The sequence below is a fragment of the Paraburkholderia sp. FT54 genome (assembly GCF_031585635.1).
Taxonomy (GTDB): Bacteria; Pseudomonadota; Gammaproteobacteria; order Burkholderiales; family Burkholderiaceae; genus Paraburkholderia.
In genome coordinates this window covers 1121527-1143800 of the sequence record NZ_CP134195.1, presented here as the reverse complement: position 1 = coordinate 1143800, position 22274 = coordinate 1121527, and the positions used below count along the sequence as shown (strand labels likewise).

At 63.7% G+C, this 22274-nt stretch carries 20 protein-coding genes and 3 tRNA genes; 8 read left to right on the top strand and 15 right to left on the bottom strand.

What is annotated here, in order from left to right; translation table 11 throughout:
- The first annotated feature begins 361 nt into the window (after nucleotides 1-361).
- A complete protein-coding gene (locus RI103_RS05355) occupies nucleotides 362-2197 on the top strand; it encodes an ABC transporter ATP-binding protein (protein WP_310814344.1) in 1836 nt (611 codons plus the stop codon).
- Between the two features lie 96 nt (nucleotides 2198-2293).
- On the opposite strand, the gene otsA is transcribed toward RI103_RS05355, so the two are convergent.
- Nucleotides 2294-3754, bottom strand: coding sequence for an alpha,alpha-trehalose-phosphate synthase (UDP-forming) (otsA, locus tag RI103_RS05350; protein WP_310814343.1), 1461 nt, complete (start codon nucleotides 3752-3754; stop codon nucleotides 2294-2296).
- A gap of 55 nt (nucleotides 3755-3809) precedes the next feature.
- A complete protein-coding gene (gene otsB / locus RI103_RS05345; RefSeq protein ID WP_310814342.1) occupies nucleotides 3810-4559 on the bottom strand; it encodes a trehalose-phosphatase in 750 nt (249 codons plus the stop codon).
- Nucleotides 4560-4931: 372 nt separating this feature from the next.
- Between otsB and RI103_RS05340 the strand changes: the two genes are divergently transcribed.
- From RI103_RS05340 to RI103_RS05330, 3 genes are read left to right on the top strand one after another with little or no spacing between them, the layout of a single operon-like run.
- On the top strand, nucleotides 4932-5591 hold the full coding sequence (locus RI103_RS05340) for an SCO family protein (protein ID WP_409076964.1): 660 nt from the start codon (nucleotides 4932-4934) through the stop codon (nucleotides 5589-5591).
- A gap of 18 nt (nucleotides 5592-5609) precedes the next feature.
- On the top strand, nucleotides 5610-6071 hold the full coding sequence (locus tag RI103_RS05335; protein ID WP_310814341.1) for a copper chaperone PCu(A)C: 462 nt from the start codon (nucleotides 5610-5612) through the stop codon (nucleotides 6069-6071).
- A gap of 17 nt (nucleotides 6072-6088) precedes the next feature.
- Entirely contained in the window at nucleotides 6089-6973 is an 885-nt protein-coding gene (locus tag RI103_RS05330; RefSeq protein WP_310814340.1) for a cytochrome c oxidase assembly protein, read from the top strand.
- 61 nt (nucleotides 6974-7034) lie between these two features.
- On the opposite strand, the gene RI103_RS05325 is transcribed toward RI103_RS05330, so the two are convergent.
- The 8 genes from RI103_RS05325 to uvrC all read right to left on the bottom strand — a co-directional run bounded on the left by RI103_RS05325 (nucleotide 7035) and on the right by uvrC (nucleotide 13402).
- Nucleotides 7035-7529, bottom strand: a complete 495-nt coding sequence (locus RI103_RS05325) for a GNAT family N-acetyltransferase (protein WP_310814339.1) — start codon at nucleotides 7527-7529, stop codon at nucleotides 7035-7037.
- A 71-nt stretch (nucleotides 7530-7600) separates the two neighbouring features.
- On the bottom strand, nucleotides 7601-8596 hold the full coding sequence (locus tag RI103_RS05320) for a sensor domain-containing diguanylate cyclase (protein WP_310814338.1): 996 nt from the start codon (nucleotides 8594-8596) through the stop codon (nucleotides 7601-7603).
- Between the two features lie 179 nt (nucleotides 8597-8775).
- Nucleotides 8776-9534: a TraB/GumN family protein gene (locus tag RI103_RS05315; RefSeq protein WP_310814337.1), complete on the bottom strand. Its 759-nt coding sequence runs from the start codon at nucleotides 9532-9534 to the stop codon at nucleotides 8776-8778.
- 309 nt (nucleotides 9535-9843) lie between these two features.
- Nucleotides 9844-9917 (bottom strand) — tRNA-Cys (locus RI103_RS05310).
- A gap of 105 nt (nucleotides 9918-10022) precedes the next feature.
- A tRNA-Gly gene (locus RI103_RS05305) sits at nucleotides 10023-10098 on the bottom strand.
- 79 nt (nucleotides 10099-10177) lie between these two features.
- Nucleotides 10178-10253: transfer RNA gene (locus RI103_RS05300), tRNA-Gly, on the bottom strand.
- 215 nt (nucleotides 10254-10468) lie between these two features.
- On the bottom strand, nucleotides 10469-11062 hold the full coding sequence (pgsA, locus tag RI103_RS05295; RefSeq protein WP_310814336.1) for a CDP-diacylglycerol--glycerol-3-phosphate 3-phosphatidyltransferase: 594 nt from the start codon (nucleotides 11060-11062) through the stop codon (nucleotides 10469-10471).
- Between the two features lie 144 nt (nucleotides 11063-11206).
- Nucleotides 11207-13402, bottom strand: coding sequence for an excinuclease ABC subunit UvrC (gene uvrC, locus RI103_RS05290; RefSeq protein WP_310814335.1), 2196 nt, complete (start codon nucleotides 13400-13402; stop codon nucleotides 11207-11209).
- Nucleotides 13403-13670: 268 nt separating this feature from the next.
- Between uvrC and earP the strand changes: the two genes are divergently transcribed.
- The 4 genes from earP (at nucleotide 13671) to RI103_RS05270 (ending at nucleotide 18026) form a co-directional block, all read left to right on the top strand.
- Nucleotides 13671-14864: an elongation factor P maturation arginine rhamnosyltransferase EarP gene (gene earP / locus RI103_RS05285; protein WP_310814334.1), complete on the top strand. Its 1194-nt coding sequence runs from the start codon at nucleotides 13671-13673 to the stop codon at nucleotides 14862-14864.
- A gap of 410 nt (nucleotides 14865-15274) precedes the next feature.
- Entirely contained in the window at nucleotides 15275-15832 is a 558-nt protein-coding gene (gene efp, locus RI103_RS05280) for an elongation factor P (RefSeq protein WP_012433870.1), read from the top strand.
- A gap of 283 nt (nucleotides 15833-16115) precedes the next feature.
- The gene (locus RI103_RS05275; RefSeq protein WP_310814333.1) at nucleotides 16116-16322 is read left to right on the top strand and encodes a CsbD family protein; all 207 of its coding nucleotides are present in this window, start codon (nucleotides 16116-16118) and stop codon (nucleotides 16320-16322) included.
- Nucleotides 16323-16643: 321 nt separating this feature from the next.
- The gene (locus RI103_RS05270; RefSeq protein WP_310814332.1) at nucleotides 16644-18026 is read left to right on the top strand and encodes a sigma-54 dependent transcriptional regulator; all 1383 of its coding nucleotides are present in this window, start codon (nucleotides 16644-16646) and stop codon (nucleotides 18024-18026) included.
- A gap of 102 nt (nucleotides 18027-18128) precedes the next feature.
- Here the strand turns inward: RI103_RS05270 and nagZ are convergent, their stop codons facing one another.
- From nagZ to era, 5 genes are all read right to left on the bottom strand, one after another.
- Nucleotides 18129-19157 carry a beta-N-acetylhexosaminidase gene (gene nagZ / locus RI103_RS05265; protein ID WP_310814331.1) on the bottom strand — a complete coding sequence of 343 codons (1029 nt, stop codon included), beginning with the start codon at nucleotides 19155-19157 and terminating at the stop codon, nucleotides 18129-18131.
- A gap of 68 nt (nucleotides 19158-19225) precedes the next feature.
- Nucleotides 19226-19651 (bottom strand): holo-ACP synthase, encoded by a 426-nt coding sequence (gene acpS, locus RI103_RS05260; protein ID WP_310815179.1) that lies wholly within the window; start codon nucleotides 19649-19651, stop codon nucleotides 19226-19228.
- 26 nt (nucleotides 19652-19677) lie between these two features.
- Complete coding sequence (pdxJ, locus tag RI103_RS05255) at nucleotides 19678-20442, bottom strand: pyridoxine 5'-phosphate synthase (protein ID WP_168794802.1); 765 nt, start codon at nucleotides 20440-20442, stop codon at nucleotides 19678-19680.
- Nucleotides 20439-21347 (bottom strand): DNA repair protein RecO, encoded by a 909-nt coding sequence (gene recO, locus RI103_RS05250; RefSeq protein WP_310814330.1) that lies wholly within the window; start codon nucleotides 21345-21347, stop codon nucleotides 20439-20441. Before recO ends, pdxJ begins: the two co-directional genes overlap by 4 nt.
- Nucleotides 21334-22233 carry a GTPase Era gene (gene era / locus RI103_RS05245; RefSeq protein ID WP_011489383.1) on the bottom strand — a complete coding sequence of 300 codons (900 nt, stop codon included), beginning with the start codon at nucleotides 22231-22233 and terminating at the stop codon, nucleotides 21334-21336. Before era ends, recO begins: the two co-directional genes overlap by 14 nt.
- Between the last annotated feature and the right edge of the window lie 41 nt (nucleotides 22234-22274).

The following is a 22274-nucleotide window of genomic DNA, read 5'->3' as shown; positions in this document are numbered from 1 at the left end:
TTTTCTAAGACAGTTCTACAGTGGCAACTGGCTTGCGGCACGGACCGCCGAGGCGGCCTCGTAAGCTCTTGCGTCAACTTTGCCGGCAAGCGTTGAAGAAATGCCGCAGCGCGGTTGAATGCAATTTGTAATTATATCCCGAAATGTCCCACTGCCCCCGTGAACCCCGCCCCCGTGGAGGGGTTGAGCAGCAGCCGGTCCACGGACGTCTATCGCGAAATCAATCGCGTCAAGGCCCGGATACACAGGGCGCAATCGCTTTTGCATGTTTACAATGCGAAGCATCGGCTTCGCGGCGAACCTTTTCCATGTGGCCTACGCTTTGCATGCACAACCCGAAACACATCGACCTCACGATCAATTGGAACATTTAACCATCGCCCAGCGTAATGCCCAGAACGCAAAGCTCGCGAGCTATGCGCATAGGCCGCTTGCGTTCCTTTTCCGCTTTATCCGCCGCCATCCGCTCGCGCACGCGATCGTCCTGTGCAGCGTGTTTGCGGCCGTGGGCTGTGCGCTCGCTTCGCAATACGCGATTAAACACCTGATCGACGTGCTCGGCGAAGGCCGGCATCATCCCGGTCCGCTGTGGGGCGCGTTCGCCATCCTGGTCGGCCTGATCGCCGCCGACAACATGCTGTGGCGGGTCGGCGGCTGGGTCGCCGCGCATACGTTCGTCGCCGTGACCGGCGACCTGCGGCGCGACCTGTTCCAGTATCTGAGCGGACACTCGCCCACCTACTACTCCGAGAAACAGCCGGGCATGCTCGCGAGCCGGATCACGGCAACCTCTAACGCGGTCTATACGGCTGAGAACACCACCGCATGGAACGTGCTGCCGCCGTGCATCGCGGTGCTCGGCGCGATCGTCATGATCATCGCGGTGAATCCGCTGATGGCCTGCGGCCTGATGCTGTGCTCGGCCATTCTGTCGGTCGTGCTGTACAAACTGGCCGGTCGCGGCTCGGCGCGCCATCACCATTTCGCCACCAAGGCGGCGTCGGTGGACGGCGAGCTGGTCGACGTGATCAGCAACATGGGCCTCGTGCGCGCTTTCGGCATGACGTTTCGCGAGCAACAGCGTTTCGGCGCGACGGTCAAAGCCGAGATGGATGCGCGCCAGCAGAGCCTGCTGTATCTGGAAAAGTTGCGCCTGCTGCACGCGGTGATCACCGCGCTGCTGTCGGCGGGCTTGCTGGGCTGGGCGCTCTGGCTGTGGGATCAAGGCAAGGCGACTTCGGGTGACATCGTGCTCGTCAGTTCGCTCGGCTTCACGATCCTGCACGGCACCCGCGATCTGGCCGTGGCACTCGTCGACGTCACGCAGCACGTGGCGCGCCTCGCTGAAGCCGTACGCACGCTGCTCGAACCACACGGCATGCCGGATCGCGACGGCGCGACCGAACTCGTGCCGCAAGGCGGCCGCATCGATTTCGAAAGCGTGACGTTCGCCTACCCGCGCCGTCGCCCGATTCTCGATCACTTCGACCTGCATATCGAACCCGGCCAGCGCGTCGGACTGATCGGCAAGTCGGGCGCGGGTAAATCGACGGTGCTGGCATTGCTGCAGCGTTTCTACGAAACCCAAGGCGGCGCGATCAGGATCGACGGCCAGGACATCGCCACGATCACGCAAGACAGCCTGCGTCACGCGATCGCGTTGGTGCCGCAGGACATCTCGCTGTTCCATCGCACGGTGTACGAGAACATCGCCTACGGGCGCCCGGAGGCGAGCCGCGAAGAAGTGCTCGCGGCCGCGCGCGAGGCGCGTTGCGCGGACTTCATCGAGGCCATGCCGGAAGGCTATGACACGATCGTCGGCGACCGCGGCGTGAAGCTGTCGGGCGGCCAGCGCCAGCGGATCGCGATTGCACGCGCGATTCTGAAGAACGCGCCGATCCTGCTGCTCGACGAAGCCACCTCGGCGCTCGACAGCGCGTCGGAAGAAGCGATCCAGAAGGCACTCGACCGGCTGATGGTCGGCCGCACGGTGGTCGCGATCGCGCACCGTCTGTCGACGCTGAACAACTTCGACCGGATCATCGTGATGAGCGCCGGCAAGGTCATCGACGACGGCAGCCCGGAAGAGCTGCGCCAGCGTCCGGGCCTGTATCGCGATCTGCTCACCAAGCAGTATGGCAAGGGCCACACGCTGCACATCGGCGGCAAGAAGGTCGACGAACAGCACGTGGTCTGAGCCCGCGAGCTACGAGCCTTCGCCGCCAGAAGAAAGAAAAGCCGCTCTCGAGCGGCTTTTCTTTTTATGCGCGCTGCAAGCAGCCTTGAACGCAGCCTACCCGGCCTGGGTTTCGCGCGTTGCCTTTTTCCCCGGCACTGCGCGCGCCTTCCCGTTCCGGGTGCTCTTTGCACCAGCGACGCCCTGCAAATCGCGCATGAAGTTATCGCGCCATACCGACACATTGTTTTCGCGCAACTGCACCATCATGTCGCGATGACGCGACTGACGCTCCGCGAGCGGCATGTCGAGCGCCCGCGCGAGCGCCTCGGCCATGCCATCGATATCGACCGGATTGACGATCAGCGCGCCGTCCAGTTCCTGCGCGGCGCCGGCAAAACGCGACAGCACGAGCACGCCGGGATTCTCCGGATCCTGTGCCGAGACATACTCCTTGGCGACGAGGTTCATGCCATCACGCAACGGTGTGACATAGCCGACGTGCGCGGTGCGAAACAGCGCGGCCAGCACCGAGCGCTCGTACTGCTTGTGGATGTAGAGAATCGGCGTCCAGTCCAGTTCGGCGAAGCGCCCGTTGATACGTCCCGACTCCCCTTCGAGCTGCAGGCGGATGTCCTGGTACGCGTGCATGTCGGCGCGCGTCGGCGGCGCGATCTGCAGGAACGACACCTTGTTGCGCTGCGCGGTCGCGTGTTCGAGCAGCCGCTCGAAAGCGCGAAAACGCTCGACCAGTCCTTTCGAATAATCGAGCCGGTCCACACTCATGATCAGTTTGCGCGAATGCAGCGTCGCCTTCATCGTGCGGACCGGTTTGCCGCGCTCACCCGCTTTCGCGAGTTCGGCGATCTCGTCCGGATAGACGCCGATCGGATACGCCGCCGCGCGCAGCGTGCGGCCGAACGCCTGGATCGTCAGCGGGCCTTTCGCCGATGCGTCGACCGTGCCGTTCGCCTCATTGATGACGTAATCGGAGAACGCGCGCAGATCCGGTGCCGTTTGAAAGCCAAGCAGATCGAACGAACATAGCGCTTCGACCAGTTCGCGATGCGGCGGCACCGCCAGCAATACTTGCGAAGCCGGAAACGGAATGTGCAGGAAAAAGCCGATGCGATTCTTCACGCCCGCCGCGCGCAGCGCCTGCGCGAACGGAATCAGATGGTAATCGTGGACCCAGATCACGTCGTCTTCGCGCAGCAGCGGCACGAGTTGTTGCGCAAGCCACGCATTCACGCGGCAATAGCCCCCGAAGTCGTGCCGGTCGTATTGCAGCAGGTCGGCGCGATAGTGGAACGCGGGCCACAGCGTAGCGTTCGAGAAGCCACGATAGTACTGATCGTAGTCGCGGCGCATCAGCGCGATGGTCGCGAAGGTCACCGGGCCGCGCTCCTCGACCTTGATTTGCGGCTGACCCGAGCTGAGTACGTCACCGCTCCAGCCGAACCACATGCCGCCGGTTTCCTTCAGCGCGTCGTACACGCCGACCGCCAGACCACCCGCCGCCGGGCCGCCCTCCGAGATCGGCGCAACCCGGTTCGATACGATGATCAGTCGGCTCATGAAGCGCGATTCCCGATGCAGTGCGTTGTTTGCTGAGAGCGGCGCGGCGCGACCATCATGCTGTGCGCGCCGCCGCGACGATCGATGCGAGCCAGTCGAGCAGTCCCGACACCGAGTCGATGCGCGTACGCGCCATCGTCTCGCCCGGACCGACCTTGATCGACACGCCGCCGCGCTCGTTGACGACGGCAAAACCTTTCTCGTCGGTCAGGTCGTCGCCGGCGAAGACCGGCTTGCGCCCGACGAAAGGCGGCTCGTCGAGGAACGCGCGCAGCGCGCGGCCCTTGTCGACATCCTTGGGTTTGATTTCGTAGACCATCTTGCCCGGCTGCAGGACGTAGGAGCCGGCGTAATCGGCCACCAGCCGCTCGGTCGCCGCGCGCGCCACCGGCTCGCGATCCGGCGCGTTCCGGTAGTGCAGCGCCACGGCCGCGCCCTTGATCTCGAGCAGCATGCCGGGGTTTTCGTTGACTACCTGCGCGAGCACCTGCTCCATGCGCAGCAGCCGCTCGTCATGAAAGCCGATGCGCTGCGTGTCGCCGTTCGCATCGCGCCGCTCGGCGCCGTGCAGGCCGGCGATCGGCAGATCGGGCATGCCGAGGAACCCGTCGATGCTGTCGATACCACGGCCCGACACAACCGCGACCGCGCCGTTCGTCAGACTGCGCAGCTCGCTCAGCAAATCGATCACGCGAGGTTGCACCAGCACGCCGTCCGGCGTGAGGGCGAGTTCGACGAGCGTACCGTCGAAATCGAAGAAAAATGCCGTCTCGCTCGGAGACATAACAGCCGGAAGTGCTTGCATCGGTTAGTTTTGCCTTTCAGCCTTCTGCGGCCGGAAAAGTGTGCGCATCTTACCGCGCATCCACCAATTTTTCGAGAAAGTAAGGCTGGGCACAAGCCCAGCCGGGCGCCGCCCGCGCGATTGCGTTCAAAACGACAACAATCCGGCTTCAGCCCGCTTTCAGTCGCCTGCGTCAAATTGCCTCGCAAACCGCGCGCCCGTGGGGGCTGCGCGACGTCATCGGCGAATTTGCGATACAGTCGCAGCCACGCAGATCATGGCCGTTACGACCATACTTACACACTATGAGGGCGCGCGCGCCGCAGGCGAATCGAGCGGCGCCGTCACGGTCACACGTAACGCCGCTATTCAATCGAGTAACCGAACCCTGCTTTGTTCCCGATCCTCTCGTCCCTGCACACGCCAACGCGCCTCGCTTCTTCACGCACGCCGTGGTTGACGCGCCTGTTTGCGCTGACGGTGATGCTGGGCGCGCTGACGGCACTCGCCGGCTGCACGCATCGCACGGAAACGTGGCAGTTGACCAATGTGACCGGCCACCTGCCGGATCTCGATTTCAAGCTGACCGGCGACGATGGCCGCCCCGTCAACGGCGATTCGTTCAAGGGCCGCACCTCGCTGGTCTATTTCGGCTACACGCATTGCCCGGACGTCTGCCCTGAAACGATGGGCCGGCTGATGCAGGTGCTCGGCAAGCTCGGCCCCGACGCGCAGAAAGTGCGCATCCTGTTCATCACCGTCGATCCCGCGCGCGACACGGCGCAGGCCTTGCACGATTACGTCGGCGCCTTCGACTCGAAACACGCCGAAGGGCTGACCGGCACCGACTGGCAGATCGAGTCGCTCGCCAAGCGTTACCGCGTCGCGTATCAGATGGAAAAGCGCGACCCCTCCGGCAACTATGAAGTCACCCATAGTTCCGCCGTCTATGTGTTCGACAGCCAGGGCCGCGCGCGCCTGCTGGCCACCGACCACGACACGCCCGATGCGATCGCACAAGACCTGCGCCGCATCATCGATGACCGTTCCTGACCTTTCCCGAGTTCATTCATGTCGATCAAGATCAAAACGTTCGCTGCACTGAGTTGCGCCCTCGCCCTTTCGTTCGGTGTCGCATCGACCGCGCAGGCGGCCGGCGCCAACGCGATCAGCGTAAAGGACGCGTGGGTCCGCTGGCTGCCCAACAACTTACCCGCCGCCGGCTATGCGACGCTCGTCAATGCGAGCGACAAACCGGTCGACCTGATCGACATCTCCAGCAACGACTACGGCGACGCGATGCTGCATCAGACCGTATCGAACGGCTCGTCGCAGAAGATGGTGATGGTCGACAAGCTGACGGTGCCCGCGCACGGTCAGGTCGCCATCGCGCCCGGCGGCTATCACGTGATGCTCGAAGACGCGAAGCACAAGGTCGCGCCGGGCGACACCGTACATCTCAAGCTGAAGTTCTCCGACGGCGAAACGCTCGACACGCCGTTCGCCGTCAAGTCGCCGGCGCAGACCAAGTAACCCGGTAACGTGCCGCGATGAACCTGCTCTACTGGCTCGATCCGTGGGAGTTTTCGCCGACCGTCGTGATCGCGCTGCTGGTGCCCGCGATCCTGTTCGTGCGCGGCGCGCGTAAAGCGAAGGTGTCGGTCGCGCGGCGTATCTCCTTCTGGTTCGGGCTGGTGGCGTTGTATGTCGCGTTGCATACGCGGCTCGACTATTTCTTCGAGCATGAGTTCTTCATGCATCGCGCGCAGCATCTGGTGCTGCATCACCTCGGGCCGTTCTTCATCGCGCTGTCGTATCCGGGCGCCGCGTTGCGCGCGGGGATTCCGTTCGGCTGGCGGCAGCGTTTCGTGCGGCCCGCACTGGAAACGCCGGTGGTGCGCATGCTGCTCGACGTGGTGATGCATCCCGTGGTCGCCGTCACGTTGTTCGTCGGGTTGATCTACTTCTGGCTGATGTCGCCGATTCATTTCGTGGCGATGCTCGACTGGCGGCTGTATCGCGTGATGAACTGGAGCATGGTGATCGACGGCCTGCTGTTCTGGTGGCTCGTGCTCGATCCGCGTCCCGCGCCGCCCGCGCGTCTGTCGCCGGGCAAGCGCGTGCTGGTGGTGATCGCCGCGATTCCGCCGCAGATCATGCTCGGCGCGTTCATTTTCTTCACGCCGCACGAGTTGTATCCGATCTACTCGATCTGCGGCCGCGCATTCACGTGGTTGAGTCCGATGCGCGATCAGCAGATCGGCGGGCTGTTGCTGTGGATTCCGGGTTCGATGATGAGCGTGATCGGCGCCTTGCTCGCCTTGCGTCACTGGATGCGGCTGTCGGCGCGCGGACGCCTGCGCGGCGAACGGCGTGCGACTGCGAAGCAGGCGTTGGCGCCCACTGCTTCAGCGCCGACGGGCGGTAGCCGCTGATATCCACGATTCGATTCGCAAGGCGGCACGCCCGCGGCGGGCTCAGCTCGATGTAGCCGCTTCAGGCTGAACGCATCCACACATGCGGGATGCCGTCTTCCTCGTGAATCTCCGAAACAGGCGCGAAGCCAAACGCACCATAGAAGCCTTGCAAATGCGCCTGCGCGTGCAAGCGGATCGGCGTGCCTGGCCACTGCGCGCGAATGTGCGTCAGGGACCGTTCGAGCATCGCATTGCCCAGACCGATGCCACGGAAATCCGCGGTCGTGAGCACACGCCCAATGCGGATATCCGTGTCGTCCGCATCGGGCAGCAGCACGCGCAGATAACCCGCGAGCGCCGGCCGTTTTTCGCCAGGGCCATAGACCAGCAGATGCCATGCATCCTTATCGAGTCCGTCGATATCGCCGTACAAGCAGTTCTGCTCGATGACGAACACCGCGCTACGCGCGCCCAGCATCGTATAGACCTCGAGGCCCGTGAGCTCGTCGAAGGATTTCCAGCGCCATTCGAGTTGCGCCAGCCGCGTGGCGGCGGTTTGCTGCGGTTCAGTCATGACAACGTTCTAAAGAAAGAGTCGCACCGCGCGGATAGCGGCGATGTGTGATTATGGCGCGCGTGCCGGCGTCACCGCCGTGCCGCGCTCAGTTGCGACGCGCGGCGCGCCTTCGACGCCTGTTTGTGGCTGTACATCGCGGCGTCGGCGGCCGCCAGCAATTCGGCAACCGATTCGTGGCGGGCAGGATCGTATTGAATCTGCCCGACGCTATAGCGGATGTCATAGCCGCGCCGCGCTTCGGCATTGCGCGTGTCGAGCAACTGCGTGAGACGCTGCGTCACTTCCCGCGTGGCGCCGCTGTCCGAATCGGTGAGCAGCACGACGAACTCGTCGCCGCCGAGCCGCCCGATCACATCGCTTTCGCGCAGTGCGGCGCGCAAGACGTCGGCAAAGGTCTTTAGCGCGCGATCGCCTTCGGCGTGGCCGAGCGTGTCGTTGATCTGCTTGAAATCGTTCAGGTCGAAAAACAGCAGCGACGCCGGCTTGTGCATGCGCTTGCAAACGTTCAGCGCATGTTGCGCGAGGGCCTCGAAACCGCGCCGGTTAGACAGAAGCGTCAGGTCGTCGAGCGTGGCCAACTGCACGGCCGCCAATTCCTGCTCGGCCATGCGCGCCAGATCGCTCAGCAATTCGCGCTCTTCTTCGTCGAGGCCACGCGGCTTGGTGTCGATCAGACAGAGTGTGCCGAGCTTGCTGCCGTCGGGCACCGTCAGCGGACAGCCGGCGTAGAAACGGATACTCGGGTTGTCCGTGACGAGCGGGTTGTCGTGAAACCGCTCGTCCGCGAGGGTGTCGGGCACCATCAGGATTTCGTCGCCGAGAATCGCGTGCGCGCAGAACGACACATCGCGCGAGGTCTCGCTCGCCTCCATGCCGACACACGACTTGAACCATTGACGGTCCGCATCGACCAGGCTCACGAGCGCGATGGGCACACTGAAGAGTCGCTTCGCGAGCCGGGTCAGGCGGTCGAAGCGCTCTTCCGGCAATGTATCGAGAATATGCAGCGCACGCAGGGTGTCGAGACGGGCGCTTTCGTTACTGGGCGTCGGTGGCACATGCATGTTGTATTCCCTAATGCGACCGGGGCGGCCGGAATGATAGGCCGGTAGTGTATAGCGGCATTGCTTTTCCTTGGGACAAAACACGACGCGAGAGTGCCACCGACCGCGTGCGCGTCGGATCCGTATTCAAACCGATGCAGGCTGCATCGGGCTGATACGGACACAGGGCCATGGTTTTTCTACAGGTTGGCAAAGACCGGCTCGACCGGCCGCGCGAGACAGTCGACCAGGTTGCCGGGGCCGCACAGATGCAGCGCGCCGACGACCACCAACGTGCGCTCCGGCCGCGTGAGCAACTCCGCCAGGCGCGCCGCCCATGCGCGATTGCGCGCGTCGAGAATTGCATGCCGGATGCCCGGCAGGTTGAACATCGGCGATTCGATGGCGATCCGGTGCAAGGCGAGCAGATTGCCATCGAGCCAGGCCGCATGCATACGCTCGAGCGTGCGCTGCGGTTCGTCGAGATCGGCCATCAGCAGGCCGAGCGCCGCGCCGACGGCATCGAGCGGAATCGATTCGAGCGCCGCCGCCACCTCCTGCGCGGTCTCGAGATACCGATAGGGTTTAGCCTGCGTGATCGCCGAGCGCAGCATGCGCGGCTCGACACCTTCGACGACCTGCTGGAACAGCGTCGGCGCGACGATCAGCGCGGCCCACGGACGCAGATTGGCAAGCGGCGCCAGTGGTCCTTCAACGGGCCATGCCGCGTGAAGTTGCCGCCATGCGTCGGCGGATAGCAAGGGCTGCAGTTGCTCCGCGCCGCCTTGCTGGTCGGCCTTCAGAAACGGCAGGATAGTCGGCGGATCGGACTCGAAGACGAGCGCTTCTGCCCAGTCATACGCTTCGGCGATCCACGGCGGCGTTCGGCGGCTCGTCGCCGGAAAGAGATGCATCGAGCCGAGCAGGCGAACGTGAGTGCCGGTGAGTTGTAGGTACATGCAGCCTCGTGTGGACAAACCAAGATGCAAAGAAACAGGCACGCCGTTCAATCGATCACGTGCCGCGCCGCGCTGCCGGCTCGTGGGCGCTCGCCGGGCCGTACACAGAGTGAACGTGACCAACAGCAGAAAAACGATCTGCGAGATGCAGGTCCATCGGGATCGGCTGATGCAGCGCGAACCATGAATTGTGCGCCACTCGCGAAGAGAACTTTCGCCGCGCCAGCATCCGTATCAATCCTGCCGGAGAAAACGACGCAGAAAAAAGAAAAGCCCCGACAAGTCGGGGCTTTTCTTTACATCAACTACTGGAGGCGCGAGCCGGAGTCGAACCGGCCTAAACGGCTTTGCAGGCCGCTGCATAACCGCTTTGCTATCGCGCCGCAAGCGGACTGGAACCTAGCAACAGATTCGCAGATTTTGTTTAGCGGACAACCGGCAGGACCGGGCCACCAAACAAAAAGGGAAGCGTTGCTTCCCCTTATGTATGGAGCGGGAGACGAGGCTCGAACTCGCGACCTCAACCTTGGCAAGGTTGCGCTCTACCAACTGAGCTACTCCCGCATTGAACTGCTTCACAACGCCTTGCGTCTGTGACTTTGCCAAACTGCGCTTCGCCAAACAACGCGCTGCTTCGAAAATCTGGAGCGGGAGACGAGGCTCGAACTCGCGACCTCAACCTTGGCAAGGTTGCGCTCTACCAACTGAGCTACTCCCGCATTGTGCTGCTTTTGCCGTGCTATCTGCTGCCTAGTTACTGCAACTGCTCTCTTACTGCCGCCGATGTTTCGAACCGCGTGCATCGGAGAAACGAGATTATGGAGAAACGACTGAAACGTGTCAACCCCTTTTGCGAATCTCTTTTACTGAACAGATTTCACTCATGCGTCAGCGAAGTTCGGACACACTCCAGGCGCTCTCGACCACTGCAAAGTCAGGCCACGCCACCCCGCTCGCGAATCTGCGGCCACGCGAGCTTCATGTAGTAGAGCATCGACCAGATCGTCAGGAACGCGGCCAGATAGATGAGCCACAGGCCCCACACGCGTGTGTCGACCACCACGCCGCCGCCCAACGGCAGCGGGCCGTAAAACAGCAGCATGGGAATCGCCACCATCTGGCAAACGGTCTTGAACTTGCCGAGCGAATTCACGGCGACGCTCTTCGACGCGCCGATCTGCGCCATCCACTCGCGCAGCGCCGAGATTGCGATTTCGCGCCCGACGATCACGAGCGCAATCGCCGAATCGATTCGCGCGAGTTGCACGAGCACCAGCAACGCGGCGGTCACCATCAGCTTGTCGGCGACCGGATCGAGGAACGCGCCGAATGCCGAAGTCTGATTCCACTTGCGCGCCAGATAGCCGTCGAACCAGTCGGTCAGCGCCGCCAGAATGAAGATGGTCGCGGCCGCCAGATTGCGGTGCGCGGGGCTCATCATCATGTCGGGCAAGTAGAACACACCGACGACGAGCGGGATCAGGACGATCCGCAGCCAAGTCAGGAAAATCGGGAAATTAAACGGCATGGGCAGGCGCAGCGTCTGGCGAGGGAGATGCAATTGTGCCGTGTCACAAGGCCTGCCACAAGCAAAGCGGCGCGCGGGGCATGCCGCGCGCGCCGCGGCAGTGCCGCTCAAAGGTGGCTGAGCGGACAGCCGAAGCCGCCGCAATCAGTGCAATTGCCGGTAAATCTGCTCCGCGAGCGCCTGCGAAATGCCTTCGACGCTCGCCAGATCCTCGACACTGGCCGCCACCACGCCGCGCAGTCCGCCAAAGCGCGCGAGCAGCCGTTGACGCCGCTTCGCGCCCACGCCTTCGAGCTCTTCGAGCCGCGAGGTCTGGCGCGTCTTGCCGCGCTTCGCGCGCATGCCAGTGATGGCGAAGCGGTGCGCTTCGTCGCGTATCTGCGCGACCAGCATGAGCGCCGCGCTTTCCTTGCCGAGTTCGAGCGGCGCGCGGCCGTCGGCGAAGATCAGCGTTTCGAGGCCGACCTTGCGCCCCTCGCCCTTTGCGACGCCGACCAGCATGCCGGTATCGAGACCCAGTTCCGTGAACACCTGGCGCGCGATTTCGACCTGACCCTTGCCGCCGTCGATCAGCACGATAGTCGGCAGGATACCGCCGGCTGCGGCCGGCTCGGCGGCGTCCGGCGCCAGCGTCGCAGCAGCGGCCGCGTCGCTTTGCAACTCGGCGGCCTGATCGGCGGCATTCGCGGCGGCTTGCTCGACCATCTTCTCGTAGCGGCGCGTGAGCACCTGGCGCATCGCGGCATAGTCGTCGCCGGGCGTGATGCCGGTGATGTTGTAGCGGCGGTATTCCGACGACTGCATCTTGTGATGGTGATACACCACGCACGACGCCTGGGTCGCCTCGCCCATCGTATGGCTGATGTCGAAGCATTCGATGCGCAGATGCGCGAGATCGTCGCACTCCATGCCGAGCGTGTCGGTGAGCGCGCGCGTGCGGGCCTGCTGCGAGCCCTGTTCCGAGAGCAGGCGCGCGAGCGCGAGCCGCGCGTTCTGCTCGGCCATGGCGAGCCAGGCGCGCCGTTGGCCTTGCGGTTGGCGCAGCACGGTGACCTTGTGGCCGGCCTGCTCGATCAGCACGTCGACCAGTTCGCGGTTGGCGGGCGCGTGACTGACCACCAGCACCGGCGGCACGCGATTGCCCAGGTAATGCTGGGCGATGAAGGCTTCGAGGACTTCGGCTTCGATCCCGCCGGTTGCAGCACGGCCCTTACGTGCTTTCGCGGGTTCGAAGCCGGCATCTTCGGGTGCGTCGTCCTCTTCTGATGCGTCGCCTTCCTCATCCTCTGCGTCTTCCGATGGCATCTCTTGCGCGATCGCGAGAGCATCAGCGGTATCGGTCGACGCCGTCGTTTCATCATCAATGACGCTGTCTTGCGCGAGCGGGCTCGACGCGAGCGCGACTTCGGCCAACGCCGCTTCGCCTTCTTCCAGTCCGCCCTCGTCGGCCGTCAACGCGCTCTCCACATGCGCCGGGAAATATGCCTTGTCGCCCAGATGCCGTCCGCCGCGCACCATCGCCAGATTCACGCACACGCGGCCGCCCAGCGCGACCACCGCGAGAATATCGACGTCGCTGTCGCTGCCGACTTCGATCGCCTGCTGGTGCAGCACCGTCGAGAGCGAACTCATCTGATTGCGTACCGCCGCGGCCTGCTCGAACTTCAGCTCGCTTGCGAAGGCGTGCATCTTCTGCTCGAGCTCTTTCATGACCTCGCCTTGGCGGCCGAGCAGAAAGCGCGACGCGTTGGCGACGTCGCGCGCGTAATCTTCTTCGTTGATCGCCGCGACGCATGGCGCCGTGCAGCGGCCGATCTGATGCAGCAGGCAAGGCCGCGTGCGATTGTTGAACACGGAGTCTTCGCAGGTGCGCAACTGGAACACGCGCTGCAGGATCTGGATGCTCTCGCGCACCGCCCACGCACTGGGAAACGGCCCGAAGTACTGATTCTTGCGATCCACCGCGCCACGGTAATACGCCATGCGCGGAAACTTGTGGCCGGTCAGCTTGAGGTAGGGGTACGACTTGTCGTCGCGAAACAGAATGTTGTAGCGCGGCGCGAGCGCCTTGATCAGGTTGTTTTCGAGCAGCAGCGCTTCGGCCTCGGAGCGCGTGACGGTCGTCTCGACGCGCGCAATGCGTGTCACCATCATCGCGATGCGCGGCGACAGCAGCGTCTTGGTGAAGTAGCTCGAGACACGCTTCTTCAGGTCGCGCGCCTTGCCGACATAAAGCACCGCGCCATGCGTATCGTAATAGCGATAGACGCCGGGCAGATGCGGCAATTGGGCGAGCACTTTTTTCGGCTCGAAAGCGTCGGTTGCTTCGGGTTCGGTCATGCAGAATCGGTTGGGTGGGACGGTCTCGCGAAGCCTCGCTCCGCGTGCCGCGCGCCTGGACGAACCGGAGTACGCCGCGCACGCGCAATCGTGAACGAGTGCTTTAGAATCGCCAGTTTAGAACATTCCGCGGGCGTCCGAACGCTGTCGCCTTGAATCGGGTGACGCGTCGGCGGCAGTAAAGCGGCGCGCCACGCCGCGCGGCGCCGAGGCACTGCTCGCGCCGCCTTACTCCTTCCATCCGTTCGAATCCGCGAACCAGGCCATCATGTCTTCCGCTACGCCCCATTCCGAGCAAGCCACTGACGCGTCCACGGCCATCGCCTGCGATATCTTCTGCGCGGTGATCGACAATTTCGGCGACATCGGCGTGTGCTGGCGCCTCGCGCGCCAGCTCGCGAGCGAACACGGCTGGCAGGTGCGCGTGTTCGTCGACGACCTGCATGCGTTCCAGAAGCTGTGCCCATCGTTGACGCTGGAGCACGCCCGCCAGACGGTGGGCGGCATTGTGGTCGAGCACTGGCACGAACCGGCCCATGCGGGCGATACGCTCGCAGTCGCCGACGTCGTGATCGAGGCGTTCGGCTGCGAACTACCGCCCATCTATGTCGCCGCGATGGCGGCACGCGAACGCACGCCGATGTGGTTCAACCTTGAATACCTGAGCGCCGAGGACTGGGTCGCGGATTTTCATCTGCGGCCGTCACCTCATCCGCGCTATCCGCTGACCAAGACGTTCTTTTTCCCCGGACTCGGCCCCGGCACCGGCGGCGTGCTGAAGGAACGGCATCTCGACGGCGCGCGCGCGGCTTTCGAAGCATCGCCCGCCACGCGCGAAGCGTGGTGGCGGCAAACCACCGGCCACGCGCCGCCGCCCGCCACGGCCACCGTCGTCTCTTTGTTCGCCTACGAAAACCCCGCCGTCGACAGCCTGCTCGAACAGTGGCGCGACAGCGCCGAGCCGGTCGTCCTGCTAGTGCCCGAAGGCCGCATTTCAGGCGCGGTCGCGCGCTTTTTCGGGCTGCCCGCGTTCGCCGCCGGCTCGCACGCGGTGCGCGCAAACCTCAGCGCGCACGCACTTGCCTTTACCGACCAGCCCGGCTACGACACGCTGCTGTGGGCGAGCGACATCAATTTCGTACGTGGCGAGGATTCGTTCGTGCGCGCCCAATGGGCCGCCAAACCCTTCGTCTGGCACATCTACCCGCAAGCCGACGACGCGCATCTGCCAAAGCTCGATGCCGCGCTCGCGCACTACGCGCGCACCCTGCCCGCCGACGCGCGCGACGCCCTTGCGCGCTTCTGGCACGCGTGGAACAGCGCGGGCCGGCCTGACTGGGCGGAATTCCAGCGTCACGTCCCCGCACTCAAGCAACGCGCAGCGGAGTGGGCCGGCGAACTGGCTCAAGTGGGCGACCTCGCCGGAAATCTGGCCTTGTTCGCAAAAACTCAGTTAAAATAAGCGGTTATCCAACGGCCGACGACGCAAGCGCGGCCCGATCGCAGCGGCGGAATCCGGCCAATTCGCTTGAGCGGCCCGCCAATCCCTGTTTCGAAAGAGGCGAGACATTTCCTAAGTCACAGCTCGATGGTGGAAATGTCAAAAAAGGGACGTATGTTGCGAAATCGGCGCCACTCGTGTACACGCCCGCACAGGGTAAAAAGCAGGTAACGGATTGCTGGGAATGGCAGAAACCCGCAGGTATGCGGCCCTTCCGTCGGTCCCAGCGGCAAGCCGGCCACGCTTGACTCGCTCGCGACCCGCCGAGCCGCTTCGGCGGCGCGGCGCACAGTGAGCGAAGCGCCGAAGCCGCTTGCGCCGTATGCCGTTGAGCACAAGTTGAAGCTACTTATTTCGTACAGGACAGTTTTATGAAGACCGCACAGGAACTCCGCACCGGTAACGTCGTGATGATCGGCGCAGACGCAATGGTTGTGCAAAAGGCCGAATACAACAAATCGGGCCGCAACTCCGCCGTCGTCAAGATGAAGTTCAAGAACCTGCTGACCGGCGCAGGCATGGAAAGCGTGTACAAGGCAGACGACAAGTTCGACGTCGTCGTGCTGGAACGCAAGGAAGTCACGTACTCGTACTTCGCTGACCCGATGTACGTGTTCATGGACGCCGACTACAACCAGTTCGAAGTCGAAGGCGAAATGATGGGCGACGCCCTCCATTACCTCGAAGACGGCATGGCTTGCGAAGTCGTGTTCTACAACGAGAAAGCCATCTCGGTCGAACTGCCGACCACGCTGGTCCGCGAGATCATCTACACGGAACCGGCTGTCAAGGGTGACACGTCGTCGGGCAAGGTGTTGAAGAACGCCAAGCTGAACACCGGCTTCGAACTGCAAGTGCCGCTCTTCTGCAACATCGGTGACAAGATCGAAATCGACACGCGTACGCACGAGTACCGCAGCCGCGCGTAAGCACCCTGCTTGCCGGAATCCGGCGCCGCAACACGGGCGCTGCGAAAAAATGGCAAAAAAAAAGCGCCCAGTTTGGGCGCTTTTTCTTTTTTGCGCTGCCGTGTATTGTTGAGGAAAACATTACCGGCGACCTTCTCGAAATTGCCGCACCCAGACCTCAAATTTCCCGCACGTCGCCCGACAAACGATTGATAAGTTTAAGTAAATTATCGTGGCACAGTCCATGCTTCTCTCCGGATAAAGGCCAGTACGGCTCTATTTTCTACAACTCCGGAGATGCGACATGAATAACGACATTGCTGAAGGCAAGTGGAAGCAGATGATTGGCAAGGCTAAGACCGCGTGGGGCGAGCTGACGGACGACGAATTGACCAAGGCTGAAGGCCGCGCCGACAAGCTCACCGGGCTGATCCAGGAACGTTACGGCAAGACGCGTCAAGAAGCGGAACTCGAAGTACGCCGTTTCTTCGACAGCAACCGGGATTTCTGACAGCACGAGTGAAGGAAATACAGGTGCCCGTCCACCCTTACAAAAAGTCAGGACGGGCTGCCAAGTGCAATGACCAAAAGGACCTGAACGACTTGAGTCGAAGCGCCGCCGTTGCGTCCGGTGGTCCGGTGCAGTACGCGCCGGACGGCCTGCCCACATCGGCTGGCGGCTCTCGCGCCGCACAGGCCGAGCATGCCTGCGCACCGCTGAATTCGGCTCTGATTCGACCGACAGTACCGGCCAGCATCGCCCCCGTTGCCGCGCGCCATCGTATCGGCGCAGTCCACCGGGCATTCCATCCATCTAACAATTGCGCTCGCCATGCCACACGCCCTGATTGTTGAAGACGATCCTAATAGCCTGTCAGGCCTGTCCGCCATCCTCGCCGCCGACGGTTTCTCCGTCGACACCGCGACGACGATCGCCGAGGCCCGGGCCGCCCTGACACGCTTCATTCCCGACGTCGTGCTGGTCGACCTGAACCTGCCGGACGGCAGCGGGCTCGATCTGTTGCAACATTTGCCCGCGCAGCCGCCCGGCGGCGCCCTGCCCGTGATCGTGATGACCGGCAATGCGACGGTCGAAAGCGCGATCGAAGGTTTGCGGCACGGCATCTGGGACTATCTGCTCAAGCCGGTCAACATTCCGCGTTTGCGCAGTCTGCTGGCGCGCATTCCGCGGCCGTACGAACTGACCGAAGAAGTGCAGACGCTGCGCGCGTCGCTGCGCCAACTCGGCCGTTTCGGCTCGATGCTCGGCCGCAGCGGCGCGATGCAGCATGTCTACGACACGATCGAACACATCGCGCCGACTGAAGCCGCCGTGCTGATTTCCGGCGAAGCCGGCACCGGCAAGCAGATCGCGGCGCGCACCATGCACGACATGAGCCGACGCCGCAAAGGCCCGCTCATCACGTTCGATTGCCGAAGCGCGAACAGCGCAGCCGTGCCACGTTCGCTCGACAGCCTGCTGTTCGGTCACGAACGCGGTGCGTTCAGCGGCGCCGAACAGCGCGAACCGGGCCTGTTCGAGCAGGCGAGCGGCGGCACGCTGTTCATCGACGAAATCGCCGAGTTGCCGCGCGTCCAGCAGGAGGCGTTGCTGCGCGCGCTCGATTCGCAGACCTTCATGCGGGTCGGCGGCACGAATCGGGTGGTGACGGACTTCCGGCTGATCGCATCGACGCGGAAGGCGCCGCGCGCCGCGGTCGCCGACGGCAGCCTGCACGAAGATCTCGCACTACGCCTCGAAGCGGCTGCGGTGACGCTGCCGCCGCTGCGCGAACGCGGCGAAGATCCGGCGTTGATCGCCCAGGCGCTCGTCGACGAGTTGAATCAGGAAGGGCTCACGCGCGGCACGTTGGAGACCGCCAAACAGGTCGGACCCAACTTCCTGCGCGAGTGTCTCGCGTATGAATGGCCGGGCAACGTGCGCGAGTTGCAGGACCGCGTGCGGCGCGCGTATCAGGCATCGGGCGACGTGCTGGAGTCGCTGCGCGCCGACGAAGCGGGCTCGGCGAACGGCCGCGATCTGAACGGCAGCCGCGTGCAGGTCACCGTGGGGACGCCCCTTGCGGACGTCGAGGAAATGCTGATTCGTGCCACGCTCGATGCAGTCGGCGGTACGCGTCACCGGGCGGCGTCGCTGCTGGGCATCAGTCCGAAGACGCTGTACAACAAGCTGCAACGCATGCGTTTGAACTGAGTACTGCTGCGGCGGCTTGTGGCTCGCCCGCGGTTGAAAAAAACGGCGCCTCGATGATGAAGGCGCCGTTTTTCATACTTGCTTGCCGACTGACCGAGCGGCTTATGCAAACGCGCTACGCAGCAGCGCCTGCGCTTGAAGATACTGCGGATCGGCAACCAGCTTGCTCCACTTCAACGCTTTGCCGCGCGGCCGCATGCGCTCGAGCCGCCGTCGCGATTCTTTCGACGGCGTGAAGCACAGCGCATCCAGCACCTTTTCCGCTTCATCCGGCTGATTGCAGATCAGAACCATGTCGCAGCCGGCCTGCAGCGCGGCGCTGGCGCCTTCGGTCAGCGTGCCGCCCTGGCGCGCGGCTTCCATCGAAAGATCGTCGCTGAAAATCGCGCCTTCGAAGCGCAGCTTGTTGCGCAGAATGTCCTGCAGCCAGACGCGCGAAAAACCCGCCGGCTTCGAATCGACCTGCGGATAGATCACATGCGCGGGAATCACCGACCCCAGCGACAAGCCGAGCCAGTCGTACGGCGCCACGTCGTCGCGCAGAATCTCATCGAGCGAACGGTCGTCGACCGGCATGGCGACGTGCGAATCCGCGTGGGCGAAACCGTGCCCAGGGAAATGCTTGCCGCAATTGCTCATGCCGGCCAACGCGAGACCATGGTTGAGGCTCTTGGCGAGCAAGGTCACCACGCGCGGATCGCGGTGAAACGAGCGGTCGCCGATCACCTGCGATTGGCCGTAATTCAGATCGAGAACCGGCGTGAAGCTCATATCGATCCCGCAAGCGCGCAGCTCCGCCGCGAGGATATAGCCGACGGCCGTTGTCACTTTGGTGGCATGCAGTACATCGCTGTCCCACAACGTGCCGAGCTTGCCCATCGCCGGCAGCACGGTGAAGCCGTCAGTGCGAAAGCGCTGCACGCGGCCGCCTTCGTGATCGACTGCGATCAGCAGATCCTCGCGGACCGCGCGGATCGAATCGGTCAGCGCGATCAGTTGCGCGCGGCTCTCGTAGTGGCGCGCGAACAGGATCACGCCGCCGGTCATCGGATGGGCGAGGCGGCGCTTGTCGTCGTCGTTCAGCGTTTTGCCGACCACGTCGAGCATCACGGGTCCGGGAATGGTTTTCATCGATTTCCGCTGGAATAAAGCCTGGAGCAAGGAAAGACGCGGCAGACTGTCGCCGCGTTCAAAGTATTTTATTTGGCGACTTCGCCGGGCGTGCCCGTTTGCGCAGTTTCCGCAATCACGAACGACACGGCGTAATCACGCTCGTCGCTGATCGTGACGCGTGCCGTGATGCCACGCGCGTCGAGCCATTCGGCCAGTTCTCCTGATGCGACCACCATGGGTTCGCCGCTCGGCTTGTTGAGCGTTTGCAGCGCGCGCCAGGTCATCGGCCAGTGCATGCCTAGGCCGATCGCTTTCGAAAACGCTTCTTTCGCCGAGAACCGTGTGGCGAGAAACGCGAGACCGCGCGCCGCCGAACGCGCCTGACGCGCGTGATAGACGCGCAGCTCGTCCGGACCCAGCACCTTCTCGGCGAAACGGCCGTTGGTGCGCGTCATGACCGCGGCCACGCGGCTGACCTGAACGATGTCCGTGCCGATGCCGTAGATCGCCATGCGCGAGGCCGCCGCCTCAGCTGGCATCAGGCGCGCGCGCCGAGACGCGCGGCGACCATGATCGCCTTCATCTCGCGCACCGCGTTGTCCCAGCCGGCAAAGATCGCGTGCGCGACGATCGCGTGGCCAATATTCAGTTCGTCGATGCCCTCGATCGCGGCGATCTGCTGCACGTTCGTGTAGTGCAGGCCGTGGCCCGCATTGACCTTGATGCCGAGCGTCGCGCCGAATTCGACGGCGCGCACCACGCGCTCGAATTCGCGCTGCTGTTCGGCGGGATCGTGGGCCTCGGCGTAACGGCCGGTGTGCAGTTCGATCACCGGCGCGCCGGCTTCATGCGCGGCGCGAATCTGCGTTTCGTCCGGATCGATGAAGAGCGACACACGCGAGTTCGCGTCGGCAAGCTGCTTGCACGCGGCGCGCACCGCTTCGAACTGGCCGGCCACATCGAGGCCGCCTTCCGTAGTCAGCTCCTGACGCTTTTCCGGCACGAGGCACACGTCGTGAGGCTGCACTTCGCAGGCAATGTCGAGCATCTCCTGCGTGACCGCGCACTCCAGATTCATGCGCGTCTTCAGGAGCGGGCGCAGCTTGCGCACGTCGGCGTCGACGATATGACGGCGGTCTTCACGCAGATGCAGCGTGATGACGTCGGCGCCGGCCTCTTCGGCCATCAGCGCGGCGCGGATCGGATCGGGATAGGACGTGCCGCGCGCGTTGCGCAGCGTGGCGACGTGATCGATGTTCACGCCCAGGTCAATCACATTCGGCGACGTAAGAAAGAAGCTCATAAGTTCTGCAAGTCGATCAGGATCTGGCGCGTCGCGAGCGGCGTGCCGCCAAGGTAAGTGTTGAGCAGAAAGCGCATCAGCGTTTTGCTTTGCGCCACGGTCTGCGCTCGATGGTAATCGTCCTGTTCCATGTCGAGCAAGGTTTGCCCCGCAATCACCGGCCATTGCGCGGGCAGATCGTCGGCGGCTTCGCGCACGCCGCGCTCGGGGTCGAACACGTAGCGGCCTTCGGCCAGCACCGCTTTGCGCGCGACGGTGCGATCCAGCGCCATCGCGTAACCGGTTTCGCGCAACAGCACGCGTTCGAACGAGCGCAGCACCTGCACGGGCGGCTCGTCGTGCGCGAGACGCGTCATCGTGACGACATAGTGGTGGAACAGTTGCGGGTGCGGATCTTCGCGCGCGCAGAACTTGACCAGCAGCTCGTTGACGTAGAAGCCGCACAGCAGCGCGTCGCCGGCCAGCGGCAACATGCCGCCGACCCACTCCGCGCCGGTCAGCGTGCGTACTTCGGATTTGCCCGACCACGACAGCGCGAGCGGCTGGAACGTCTGCAACACGCCGCGCAGCGCGGAGTGCGGGCGCTTCGCGCCCTTCGCGACGAGCGCGAGACGGCCGTGATCGCGCGAGAGCACGTCGATGATCAGACTGGTCTCGCGATACGGATAGCTATGGAGAACGAAGGCGGGCTGCTCCGCAATCCGGTAGTCGGACGCGGAGGTGCGCGGCGCGCGCCGGGCCGGCGCTTTGCGCGCTTCGCCTTCGGCGCCCTGCGCGCTTTTGGTCGATGAAGATTTTCTGGTGCCACGCGCGGGTTTGGACGGCTCGCGAGCCGGCGCGGCCGGCTCCGAGTCGCCCGGGTCAGCGTCGGAATTCAGCGTCATCCACGCGTCATTCGTACCCATACGCACGGAGCCCGGCTTCGTTGTCGGCCCAGCCGCTCTTCACCTTGATGAAGGTTTCCAGGTACACCGGACCGTCGAACAGCTTTTCCATATCGAGGCGCGCTTCGGTGCTGATCTGTTTCAGCTTGGCGCCCTTCTGGCCGATGATCATCGCCTTGTGCGTATCGCGGTCGACCATGATGGTCGCGAAAATGCGGCGCAGACGCCCTTCGGTTTCGAACTTGTCGATCAGCACGGTGCTCGTGTACGGCAGTTCGTCGCCGGTCCAGCGGAACACTTTCTCGCGCAGGATTTCCGCGGCGAGGAAACGCTCGCTGCGATCCGTCAGGTCGTCTTCGCCGTAGATCGGCGCACCTTCCGGCAGGAACGGCTTGACGGTCGCCATCAGACGTTTGATGTCGTCGGGATGTTTCGCCGACAGCGGCACGATCTCGGCGAACTTGTGCAGCGCGCTCACCTGCTGCATGAACGGAAACAGCGAATCCTTATCCGACACGCGATCCAGCTTGTTCGCGATCAGCAGCGTGGGCACCGACGGCGGAATCAAATCGAGCACTTTCTGATCGTCCGGGCCGAAACGGCCGGCTTCGATCACGAACAGGATCGCATCGACCGAAGTCAGCGTGGACGTGACCGCGCGATTGAGCGAACGGTTCAGCGCGCCGCTGTGCTTGGTCTGAAAACCCGGCGTGTCGACGAAAATGTATTGCGCGTCTTCGAGCGTGTGAATGCCCGTGATGCGATGGCGCGTGGTCTGCGCCTTGCGCGAGGTGATACTGACTTTCTGGCCGACCAGCGCGTTCATCAGCGTGGATTTGCCGACGTTGGGGCGGCCGACGATCGCGACCATGCCGCAGCGAAAACCAGTGGGAGTGGGAGCGTTCATATTCGGGCTACGGCAAGTTTCAGATCGACGCGCGGGAATGG